The 12,175-nt window shown below is 34.4% G+C and carries 9 protein-coding genes, 1 pseudogene, 1 riboswitch and 1 other annotated feature; all 10 genes and pseudogenes read right to left on the bottom strand.

The window, feature by feature from the left end:
• Positions 1-250 precede the first annotated feature (250 nt).
• Positions 251-709: a DUF3052 domain-containing protein gene (locus tag CEF19_RS20240; protein ID WP_100407730.1), complete on the bottom strand. Its 459-nt coding sequence runs from the start codon at positions 707-709 to the stop codon at positions 251-253.
• A gap of 361 nt (positions 710-1,070) precedes the next feature.
• Positions 1,071-1,295 (bottom strand): annotated as a pseudogene (locus CEF19_RS20230) (ArsR/SmtB family transcription factor); the annotation flags it as partial.
• Positions 1,296-1,323: 28 nt separating this feature from the next.
• Positions 1,324-2,358: a serine hydrolase domain-containing protein gene (locus CEF19_RS20225; RefSeq protein WP_227522040.1), complete on the bottom strand. Its 1,035-nt coding sequence runs from the start codon at positions 2,356-2,358 to the stop codon at positions 1,324-1,326.
• A 114-nt stretch (positions 2,359-2,472) separates the two neighbouring features.
• Positions 2,473-3,219 (bottom strand): class I SAM-dependent methyltransferase, encoded by a 747-nt coding sequence (locus CEF19_RS20220; RefSeq protein ID WP_100407727.1) that lies wholly within the window; start codon positions 3,217-3,219, stop codon positions 2,473-2,475.
• Positions 3,220-3,832: 613 nt separating this feature from the next.
• Positions 3,833-4,082 (bottom strand) — a binding site (T-box leader).
• A gap of 182 nt (positions 4,083-4,264) precedes the next feature.
• Positions 4,265-5,197, bottom strand: coding sequence for an acetamidase/formamidase family protein (locus tag CEF19_RS20215; RefSeq protein WP_100407726.1), 933 nt, complete (start codon positions 5,195-5,197; stop codon positions 4,265-4,267).
• Positions 5,198-5,243: 46 nt separating this feature from the next.
• On the bottom strand, positions 5,244-7,301 hold the full coding sequence (locus CEF19_RS20210; protein WP_198510334.1) for a bifunctional diguanylate cyclase/phosphodiesterase: 2,058 nt from the start codon (positions 7,299-7,301) through the stop codon (positions 5,244-5,246).
• A gap of 643 nt (positions 7,302-7,944) precedes the next feature.
• On the bottom strand, positions 7,945-8,238 hold the full coding sequence (locus CEF19_RS24355; RefSeq protein ID WP_100408390.1) for a diguanylate cyclase domain-containing protein: 294 nt from the start codon (positions 8,236-8,238) through the stop codon (positions 7,945-7,947).
• A gap of 40 nt (positions 8,239-8,278) precedes the next feature.
• Positions 8,279-8,539: a diguanylate cyclase domain-containing protein gene (locus tag CEF19_RS24035; RefSeq protein WP_157801028.1), complete on the bottom strand. Its 261-nt coding sequence runs from the start codon at positions 8,537-8,539 to the stop codon at positions 8,279-8,281.
• An 84-nt stretch (positions 8,540-8,623) separates the two neighbouring features.
• Positions 8,624-8,706: riboswitch (cyclic di-GMP riboswitch) on the bottom strand.
• A gap of 574 nt (positions 8,707-9,280) precedes the next feature.
• Positions 9,281-9,631 (bottom strand): DUF6568 family protein, encoded by a 351-nt coding sequence (locus CEF19_RS20195; protein ID WP_100407724.1) that lies wholly within the window; start codon positions 9,629-9,631, stop codon positions 9,281-9,283.
• 189 nt (positions 9,632-9,820) lie between these two features.
• On the bottom strand, positions 9,821-12,079 hold the full coding sequence (gene gshAB, locus CEF19_RS20190; protein WP_100408388.1) for a bifunctional glutamate--cysteine ligase GshA/glutathione synthetase GshB: 2,259 nt from the start codon (positions 12,077-12,079) through the stop codon (positions 9,821-9,823).
• Between the last annotated feature and the right edge of the window lie 96 nt (positions 12,080-12,175).

The raw sequence follows: 12,175 nt of genomic DNA, 5'->3' as shown, positions 1-12,175 counted from the left end.
ATTTTCAAATAAGCACGCTATAGTTTAAGGACAAATCTCTTCCACACTTTAATAAAATCCAATTTAGATATGAATATTTTAGAGACTAATTTCATAAATCTGACTTTGTTTACCGCTGCCACTTAATAACTCCAAAATGAACTGCACTTTAGTTGAAGTGTTGCTCGAAATACTCGTACCCTTTTGTTGAATAACCTGAATTAAAAAACGGCAAGTATAGGAGTGCCTCGAATATACTTGCCATAACTATTTACTTTTCAATTCGCTTTTTTCCTTTTTCTGTTACCGCCCTTTTTCTTGTCATATTCTTAATTTTATCAACTGGTCTGAAACGCAATGCGGACCAATCTTCATCAATAGCTACTTGACGAACTGGTTCAAAGCCCTCATCAGCTAGTAAAGTAGCGACTGTCTCACGACTACAATTGGATACTTTATACACCTTCGATGATTTTTTAGGATAACAAAGCCATAATAAGCCGTCTTCTTCCACAACCTCTGAACCCTTCTTCGCATATGTTTGGATTTCTTCATTAGAAGAACCGAATACCTGTACGAATGGATACGAATCTAATCCAATCTCTTTATGTACTTCCGCTTCAAAGACTTTTATAACTTCTCCGTATTCCTTCGGAGCATTTATAATCAATATTGGTTTACTCTGATCTTTTAACTGTAGTTTCTTAATTGTAGCAGCTTGATCTGGCACTCCTTATTCCTCCCTATTTTAACCATCCACTAGCTTTATATTTATAAAACCCTTTTTCCGTTCTCTCCTGTAATTCTTCAAATAACGCTTTATCGATTTTCTTTAAAATGAAACATGACTTTCTTTGCATTCGCTTTTTTAGAGTCTGTGAGATACCTTCAAGTAATTCTGAATTAACATAAACAGGCATAAGATAAAAACTCACATAGCTTTTCTTAAGATGAATACACCCAAAATACCCTTCACAGGATTTAGTAACAGGATTATTTGGGAGTGTTTGATAGTATTCATCCTCCATATCCGTCTTTACAGTTAAGCTATCCTCATATTCTTGTAGAATCTTTTTTAGCTGTAAAAAATACTAAGGAATTCTGCCATTATCATCGTCATTTTCAACTACATGTTTAAGAATTGACAACTTGTTATTCCAAAATTGTTCGTAGTAAGAAAGCCATTGTTTTACTTCTGTTAACGGTTCTGGTTGTAACTGATAAATTTTTTCTCTGCCTACTTTTTTTCCACTCACTAAATTTGCTTCTGAAAGTATATGAAGATGTTTTGCAATGGCTGTACGACTGATTGTAAAACACTGCGACACTTTCCAAACTTTGGTGTTATTGCGTTGGACTTGTCTTTATAGAACATTTATAAACAGTGTCTCCAAAAGAGCGAATGTCGTTAAGATAATCGTATCCTTCAGGTGAACCATAATAGTTAAACATTCTTACCGCTACTACGTTTTCCTCTGGAATGACGAGCAGAGCTACATTTGTGTAGCCGAGTAATTGATAGGAGCCTTTTGGAAGGGTATCGCCTATTTGGTTAAAGGTATGGTTCGTGTCTTTTACAAACCATAAAAATCCGTTCTTATGAATAGGAAGTCTCGGGTTAGGAGTCTGAATGGATGTTGCCATTTGAATGATTTCTCTAGGAATAAGCTGTTTTCCTCCCCATTTCCCTTCTGTTAAATGAAGGTAGCCCCATAAAGCAAGCTCTTGTGCAGACACATACATATTCATTCCAGAACCATCTACTACATCCGTCTCAGTCCAGAACAAGTTATCTGCATCTCGAATAGTGTTTGCAATTTTTGAGTGAGGCTGACTCATCTTAATCCATTCTGTTGATTGTAAGCCGACTGGATCAATGACCTGCTCTTTTACAATATCAGCAACGGACTGTCCCGTTGTTTTTTTGATAATCGTTGTTAACAACTCAATACTGGGACCTCTATATGCCCATAATTCACCGGGTTTATATTCACTAATTAATTTACCATCAGCTATTTTTAATCCATGTGTGTGGGTTATTAAGTGACGAATGGTTACACCTTCATATGCGGATAAATGAGAGTCTTCAACAAACCATCGAATCGGATCATCAATGGAAAAGTAGCCATGGTATATAGCGTAAGCAGCAGCAAAACCGATATAAGCCTTTCTTACGGAGGCAATGTGGAATTGAGTGTCTGCTTTCACATCTCGAGCATGTGAAGCATTCGACTGTTTACCAAAATAAGACTCTGTTACGATTTTGTCGTTATGGATAATAAATAGAGCGTCACCGCTGGAACCCATCTTTTCAGCACTTTCCTTTACATGAGTATGTACATCTTCAAACAAGTTTGTGTAATCATTTTTTAATAGCAATTTATCCACTCTCCTATAAAAATTTAAAAAATGCCCCCAATATGATTGGAGGCACTGTGCAACATTACTGTTTTTAACCATTAAGGGCACCAACACAAGTTGTAAGTAACATGATTACTTTTTTGCTATTATTAGAAACCTTTTGGAATTTGTTCGAATTCCTTTTTCAGTTCGATTGTTTTCAATAAAATCATTCAATATTTCAAAGTCGTGATTTTCTTCACCAAAATTAGGGATGGTAGGCGTATGTTTAAGTAAGAATATGAGATCTTCAGGTCTTTGATAATAGTCATTAGCATCATATTCTAAGTATTCAACTTCAGAAAAACCTGTTTCTTTTAGCTCTCGGACATACCGTGTTAATAATGCCTCATTTTCTTCAACCAATTGCCCTTGATTAAATGCTTTTTTTATATTTATCTTATCTCTTTCACCGACTTGTTGAGTTAAAAAGTACCCGCCCTTTTTTAATACTTTTGCAATTTCTATTGAACTAAATGGTGCGTGACGGCACGTAACTACATCAAAAAATCGAGCAGGGAATTTTAATTCGTCAGAAGACATTTGAGAAAATCGAACATTTGATATACTAGATTTCATTAAATTATTTTGAGCTGTTTCAATCATTCCAGTGGATATATCTATACCCACTAAGAAAAGGAGCGAGGAAGCAATAGTTAATACATTTTCTCCTCCACCTGTCCCAATATCTAGAAGAATGTCTGAAGGCTTCGATTTTTTCTTTATTTCTTCATTGAAATCCCACAATGCTCCTTCTAATGAAACTTTTAATTTACTAAAATCCCAACCGTTTGTTTTCCCAACTTTGTCATAAAAGCTTTTATAATCTAATTCATTCATATTTTTTTCCACCTTTCAAATGTAAAAAACCTTAGACGCAGTTCAGTGTCTTGAGATTGTCGTTGCATAATGACTAACAACACTGTTCCAAGTTTTTGTTTTCAAAAAAGGGCAGACCCCTCCCTTTATGGCTGGTACGCGTTTTTTCCAACCCGAAAACTAATTACTTCGAACAATACGATTAGACATTCCGTTCACCTCATTTGAAAGATTAAAATTATTATAACTCATAATACATAAATTGGTAATATAAAACTGTTCTTCTTCAACTTTCCTGAAACATTAGTGAAAAAACGCTCCTTCTGGTGTTGCAGGAACACACCCGTTTGTTTAAATACAATGCTTCACAATGTCTCTTATTGATTATACATAAATACCGATTTTACTCTTAATTTCCATTAAAAATGGTGAAGTGAGAGACCTTGCTTTTTCTGCTCCATCTCTAAGGATTGCGTCTATTTTATCTGGAGAGGCCATTAGTTCATTATATTTTTCACGTGGTTCTTCGATAAATCTATTCCTGTTGATTTTATTCCAGTTAATATAGTTTTACTCATAAATAAACCTCCCTCATTAATATAATTAAATACAAAAAGGGCTACCCATCCCAAAATAAAAGGACGAGTAACCCGTGGTGCCACCTTAATTCGTTCACATAAGCAAACGCACTTATCCGTACAGAAACATGATAGTTGTTTCAATACTTAGTCTCTTTTAACGGTAAGACAATTCGCTAAACCTACTAAATAATTCAGTTTAGTTGCTCAAAAGCCCATTCAACTAACGTCCCGCACTGATTTCCACCAACCATCAGCTCTCTGAAGCGTTCTTGATAGTTTACTCTTCTTCATCATCGCACTGTTTATATTAGTTTCATTCTAAAATATGGATAAAATTAGGTCAAGATCCTATATGGAAACGTACGTTGTTTCTTAACTTAATTTACACCATTACTATAAGTACAATCCTTCACATACTCTTAATAGGAGAAATGTCATACCCCTGCCCTTCATTAGTAAGAAGAAGTAAGGAATTAAAATTGTATTTAATTAATAAAAGCATCGTGAGGTAGAATTGCGTGAACACCTTTAGTTCCATTAACGATTTGAGTAATCCTCATATTTACTGTCAAACTAGCTAGAGTATAAGCTTCTTTACGACTGAAACCGTAAAGTTCTTCCATGAGGTCTAGCATTCCGTCAAGTGCAATCAAACAAGCCTCATCAAGGTCATCGTAAAATCCAAAAGTAATCCAACCTGCTGGGGTATTAGCACGGGGCATAGATAAATTCAAGTCATCTTTAAGCGTAAAAGTTAAATCTACAACATCCATTGGGCATTCAATCGCTTGCGTGCTAACTTCACCATCACCTTGTAAGGCGTGTCCGTCCCCAACTGAGAACAATCCCCCAGAAATAGGAATTGGGAGATATAAAATACTTTCTTCAACTAGTTCTTTACAATCAATATTTCCACCGCAAAATCGTGGAGGGATAGTTGAATGAATTCCAGGTTCATTTGGAGGCATCCCCATAGTCCCCATAAAGGGTGATAAAGAAACTTGATGATTGAACTGACTTATTCCAATCATATTTTTTGTATCTAACTCCCAATTTAAGTGATACCCATCTTGTTCTTCTAACCCTAATCGCCTTTTGAATTGATTTGAACCACCTGCAAAACTCCATCCCCAAGAAGCTGGACGAATTTCATTGATTTTAATCATTAGAACCATACCTGGCTTAGCACCGTTAATGGCTATTGGACCACAAAGGGCGTGACCACTATTTTGTTTTAACCCTTTTGTTTCAAAAACTCTGCGATTATCTGTTGTTTTAAAAGGTTCGATTCCCCATAATGCATCAAGTGTAGAATAACGAACAGAATCCCCAGAATTTATTGTTACTATTGGTTTAAAGCTTTTGGAAAAAGAGCCGTGAAGTGTCTGTTTTTGAGGTTCTATATAGTAGGTAGCCATAGAATAACTCCTTTTAGAAATTATTTAAGTTTGTATTAACTAAAAATTATAATACAAATTCCACTTGTTTTTTCTTAAAGTCTTCGTACCAATCAAGAAGTTCTTCCGCATGCATTGGACGTGCGAAGTAATATCCTTGGACAATTAGGGCTTCGGAAATTGTTCTTAGAAAGTCTACCTGCTCTTTTGTTTCAACACCCTCAATGACGGTGTTTAAGTTTAATGAGGAACTAAGTGTAATAATAGCATTGATAATAGCAGAATCATTTTCTGAGTCGGGTACACCATCAACAAATGATTTATCAATCTTCAACGTTGTTATTGGTAATCGCTTTAAATAAGACAGGGAAGAAACACCTGTTCCAAAATCGTCTAGAGCAACTGTAAAACCGTAATCCCGTAGAATATTGACAGCACTAATAGCATTATCAATATTTTTTACAACACTCGTCTCCGTAATCTCCAATTCTAGATATCTACCATCAATAGTATACCTTTTAATACATTCTTTTAACACCATGATTAGCCTTTGTGATGTAACATAGGGACCTGGAATATTAACTGCCACCTGCCAAGCAGAGTAATTCATTGATTTCCATTCTGCGATTTGGTGACAGACTTTATCAATAATCCAATCTGTCACGTCAAAAATTTTACCGTGCTCTTCTAAAATTGGTATAAATACACCTGGGGATATGGCACCGTGGATAGGATGTTTCCAGCGCAATAGTGCTTCTACACCAACTATCTCATTCGTGCTTGTACAAACCTTTGGCTGATATACAAGATATAATTCATTTCTCTCCATGGCTTGGTCTATATCTGAAATTAAGATGCGATCAAACGTATAGGTATGAATGGTTGGATCATACTCAATGACTTCTTGGTCATATTTAATTGTGGGGTGATTTAAAACTGCCATTGCGTTGTTATACAACTGATTCACATTCTCTTCTTTAAGTGCAACTGAGTATGCACATACTATTTTAATTGAGGCTAATTGTTCGTGTATAACGAATGGTTTTGACATAACGGATAGAACTTGAACCATTGCTAGTTTTAAGCGATCGATATTATCACTATCATTCATAAGTAATGCAAAACGATGTCCTTCAATGCGGTACAACTCAACTGATATTGGCTTATATTGAAGTGAAATCTTTCCAAAAGTTCGGATGATCTCATCACCAAATCCATAACCATGTGTGCTATTCCATGTTTCTAGATCATGTATGTGTAATATGGCTAGACTTTTGACGGTAGCAGAATTCTTATATAATTTATCAAACTGCCTTCTGTTCGGTAACTTTGTTAACGCATCAAAATAATTAAATCGATAGTCAATGTAACGATCTAACAAGCTTGATAAAACTGTTAAACAAAGGAAGATGAATATACCTACTGAAACTCCCAAAATCAATAGGGACATGTCCATTTCAACCATGTTATGTATTAGTTGATTAGAATGATTAGGCACATAAAAAATAATTGCTTCCATACCAGTATAATGCATACTAGCAACGGCTAATCCCATTACGACTGCCGTTATACCTTTAATTAGAAAATTCCTCATAAATTGTTGCTTTGTTGAGAATATATATATTGCGACCAGTGACACAATGATAGCAATACAAACAGAAGCTGTAAAAACCCATGGTCTGTACACATAATCTGCTTCCATTTTCATTGCAGCCATGCCTACATAGTGCATTGCTGATATCCCTAGACCCATTATCATTCCCGAGAATATATATGACCATATTGATCGTTTCGGTCTGCTAGCAATATAAAAAGCTAAAAATGAGGCGATAATAGCTGGTACAACAGATAAACTTGTAATCTTTATATCATAATTCATCGAAACTGGAAGCATAAAGGCGGCCATCCCTATAAAGTGCATAGACCAAATACCTAGACCCATAGCGATCGAAGCAAGAGTTAACCAAAAGTTATGATGAAAAAAGCTGTTTTGTTGTATTCTCTCATTCATTGACAGTGCAGTATATGATGCGAGACAAGCTATTACAATTGATAAAAAAACGATGGGTGAAGAATATGCACCTTCCAGAAAAACAATGTCTTTGGAATTAGGTAATGAAAACATGCTCGAAAACCTCATTTTATTGTTCATTTTTTGGAACTATCTTTTATAACTATATTTTGGAGACATAATACTTTCTTCCAAACAAGTTGCGCATTTTTTTATCCTCCATAGTTGTAAAGAAGCTTATTTATAAGCAAAATCAGTCGTCATATGTAAAATAGAAATTTTATCATTTAATATCTATTTTATATGTTTTTAAAATACAATAAAGAAAATCTCCCTAAAGATACGGAATTTTCTTTATTGTATTTTTTCAGCTTTAGAAGGAATACTTTCAATTTTTGCTCATTTATTTTCAACTCAAGACTTTTGCACTATAAAAGAGTCCTTCACTCTATAGTTTAATCCACTCTTTCACAAAGTCACCATATAAAAATGAAGACCTTTGCTGTGCAGTATATGTCAAATATGAAAAGACGATCACTTTGACCGTAATCGTCTTAGGTGGTAATTTACTTTTAAGCCATACTTAGTTCACGATTAGAATTATGCTACTATAGGTGCTAATGGTCGTACTTTCTGAGAACAATATGGTTCATGATTTTTAGCTATTGCCACCAATTTTCTTGCTAGTTTTCTTACGAGTTAGTTGAAGAACAAACCCTTATCAATAAGCTTGGTTAATATATCTTTAGTTAACATTCTAGACAGTTTTATATACTTGAAAGTTGTTTTTCCCTCTTTTTTTAGCTGTGTACATTGCCGTATCTGCTTGTTTCAATAAATCTTTAGCATTTACTACACCATTTGTATAAATGGAGATTCCAATACTTGTGGTAACTTTTATTTCGTTATCATTAATAATAAAAGGAGAATCTAATGAATCTAATATTCTTTTGGCTACCTTAAATGCATCCTCTTTTTCTTTGCCAACCTCTGGTAAGAGTATCGTGAATTCATCCCCAGCTAACCTTGATAATGTATCATTTCCACGAATACAAGTTTCTAATCATTTAGTAACCTCTTTTAAAACTAAATCACCTGTATCTTTGACCTAGTGTATCATTTATTCTCTTAAATCCATCTAAATCAAGAAACATTACAGCTAATCTCTTTTTCTTTACCTGTATATCTCTTAAGGCTTCATTCACCTTATTTTCAAACAATTGCCTATTAGCTAATCCTGTTAATGCGTCATGGTAAGCCATGTGATGTATAAACTTCTGTGCTTTTTTCTGATCTGTAATATCTCGAAAGAACTGTTGAATAAATTGCTCACCATTAATTGTTACAGGCATACCCATAACTTCAGCATCAATTGTTTGGTTATCTAATCGACACCATTTTACCTCAATGAATCCAATTGTTTTTCTATCCTTATGAATAGTTACCCAGCTGTCATAGTAAACACCTTAGACCTGCAGTTTTGCGCCCCCTTCTTTCGTTAGGTTTGCCTTTAACGTTTAAGAAATTATCACCAATAAATAGTTCAAACCAACTAGGTTATAGTACCCTACCCCTCGTAAACATTCAATAGTTATTTTAAGGAATTATCACTTTCTGATTAATTTATTAGTTCAAATAAACTTCCAGTTACTTTAAGTACAATCTTTCCCAAACTCATTTGCACTTTAACATAAATATCCATTTTAATCTTCATATTTTTTGTTGCAATCTGGCCCTAAAATGAAAAAGACGCATTCTTAAATGCGCCTGATTGTTGAATATCCTTTTCTATTGAATATTATCGTTGTATTGCGCAAGTTTTTTCGTCGTGCTTATTCAACATTTGCGCCCTTGTCTTGAATAAATAAGAAATTTAAATATGATAGAAAAGAATCATTGTTATAAAGAAGAAAATTTAGTTAATTTTAAAATTGAAGTAATTCAAATTTCACTGTTAGATTGATGATATGTAATATCTATAGCTTATAATAAAGGAAAAGGGAGGGATGAAATATGGTAAACTTTTTATTTATTTTATCTCGCTCTTAACAGCAAAGCGCCAAGTGCCAGACAATTGTCGCTTTGCAATTGAATTATTTATTCATAAAAGCATTGATTTCTTTTTCTGGCATGGATGAATCGCATTTCACGTTTACGGTGTCACCATTAGTAAAGATGAAGCCAGGAACCGTTGGGATGTCGTATTCATTACGGAAGGCCGTAATACCTTCCATATCGAATTTTTCCACACTATTGACATAATAGATATGAGTATCCGTTTCTTCAGCAACTTTTTTTAGTTTTTTAATGAATATTTGACAATAAGGACATACTGCCTTGCCAATATAGATAACAGCTTCGCCTTCCCCTTTTACCAATTCCTGTGCTTTTGCGGAATCAATTTTATCAAAACTAGCTACATTTTCTTCATAAGTAGTCATCATCGCTCAATCTCCTCACTTTAATGTCATTATTATAAAACACTAGTATTTAACCAATCTTATTTTAACCCCGTCCTTACTAAGAAAACGCTAAGAAAACGGGGTTATGCATAGTTGAGAGTTGAACAGGAACTACCTTTATTGTCACTCAACAGCTTAACGTTGGAAATCCGCGTATTGCTAGTGGTACTCCTAATTTGACTGACTTTGCAATAGTTCAGGGAATAAATAATGGATGATATGCATAGTTAAACGTCGAGACTCTCCTTTATATGGATAGATATGCATATACATGGATGGATTAAAGTTGGCTTCAATAATTCCGTAAGCATTTTTATTAGAAGAAGGAACTTCTGTATTTTCAATAATCAAATCAATACCACAAATTTTGGCTCCAAGTGCAGATACTGCATCGACTGCCATTTTTTTATAATCATCAGGAATTTGATCTGTCACATCAATCGAGTCCCCACCTGTACTAATATTAGAGTTTTCACGCAAATAGACGATTTCTCCATTTTTTGGAATCGAATCCATTTGATATCCTTGACCTTTAAGCATCAGGTTCTCTAATTCACCTAATTGTATTCTTTCTAAAGGTGTCCTATGGTCTCTTCCTCTTATCGGATCACGATTCTTTTGCATGACTAACTCTTCAATTGTATGTTTACCGTCACCTTCCACATTCGCAGGAGTTCGTAATAAAACAGCATAAACTCGATCATTTAACACAAAAAATCGATACTCTGTTCCATTAATAAATTCTTCTATTAACACAGATGAATCCTCTTTAAATGCTAGTGTGATGGCTTGTTGATAATCTTTGTAATTTGCACCTTCTTTGAAGATCGATATTCCTAATCCATAGTTGGTTGTTTTCGGCTTCACAACAAAAGGTTTGGTGCAAAAGAGATCATAGGAACGTAAAGCCTGTTCTATTGTCTGAAATTCCTCACCCTTAGGCACACGGAATCCATGTTGTTGAAGAATTTTCTTTGTTACTGTTTTATTTTCCATAATTAAAGGGGATATATAACTATCTTTACTTGTCATATTCCCATTTTTCACATATTCCACATGATCTTTTATTTGAAGCTTTAAAAATTGAGCCTGTCGATCCAAAACTTCTACCTTGATTCCTTGCTGTAAGCAATCAAACATTAAAATCTGAGTGGACAACTCCATGTCTGTAAATCCTGTTAATTGATATGGCTTTTTCCATGATTGTTTATAATTTTCTTTAGCAATCGTTGTAGCCACTTGACCTTGACTGCTTTTTTCACTTTCTTTATAAAGTCTTCCAGCTAAAGTCTTGCTTGGATCCATTAGCATTTCTCTCAGATGAACAAATAACGTATCTGAGATAGTCAAATTTAAAATGGCTGCTACATGTTCCATCTCATCAATCATAGTTTTAGCTTCTGTTTCAAATTGTGTGTGCTCTAATGGATGCTCAAGAGCCACTATATCATTGTAAAAGTCACCCTTTTTTACCCATTCATCACAATTTTCTCCTTCATCTTTCCATAGTAAATAAAGTAAGAAAAGATGGAGAAATTCTGCTTGTTCATAGCTAATTCCATACGTTTCAAAAGGATTTAAATCTATATTGCGCAATTCAATATAACGAACACCGTGATCTTCTAAATCTGAAACATGATGTCCGCCTCTTAAACGGACAGGTGAATAAAATTCTTTTTCTTCTGATAGAAGCCCTCTTTTAACCATCAACGAAAGATTTGATAGATAATTCTGTATACTACTATATGACACTTGAACCTCATCGGAATTTGTATACCCATACTTACTGCTTCTAATGCTTCTTACTGCCTCATTCAAAGAATCTTCTTTGAAAAAATTCTTTTCACTACTCGGAGAAGCTCCATAAAAATAAGTGAATATCCACCGATAGTGTAAATAGTTTCTTGTGACTTTTAGATACGTCTCTGTTTTAAAATGTTGATAATCTTTAATCTCCGATTGCGTGTTAAATAACGCTTGGATTAGCTCATCGCCGAATTCAAAGTTGAAATGAACACCACAAAACATTTGTTTACGACGGCCATAAGACTGGGATAAAGTTTGGCGATATCGAACATTTTCAACACTTTTCAATTTCGCAATCACAATATCTTCTTCTTTTTCTGGTAAATTTGGCGGCATACTTAAAGGCCAAAGCATTTCCTTATCACCCATAGAACGATAAGCAACATCATGGATCGCTGCTAAGTAATTAAACAGTTCCTCTAATGTCTCAGTAACAGGTGTGATTATTTCCATCTGTAATTCTGAAAAATCGCGCTGAATATACGGATGATCATCTCGCAGCGAAATACTTTTAGGATGATCTGTGTTAGCTAAATTTCCGGATAAGTCAACTCGTTTACTTTCTTTTTCAATCCCATAACGGGCTTTTAATAAGTATGGTTTAACACGGTCATTGACTAACATTTTTTTGAAATCCGTTTTAACGATAACCCCCAATTAGTTCACCCTTTCTTATTTTCAGATAATAAACCTTAAAATAATTCAACATACAGTAATCGA

Origin of the sequence: Bacillus solitudinis (assembly GCF_002797395.1) — a bacterium.
GTDB lineage: Bacteria > Bacillota > Bacilli > Bacillales > Bacillaceae_D > Halalkalibacter_A > Halalkalibacter_A solitudinis.
The sequence above is the reverse complement of the archived record's forward strand: the minus strand, read 5'-3'. Positions and strand labels throughout refer to the sequence as shown.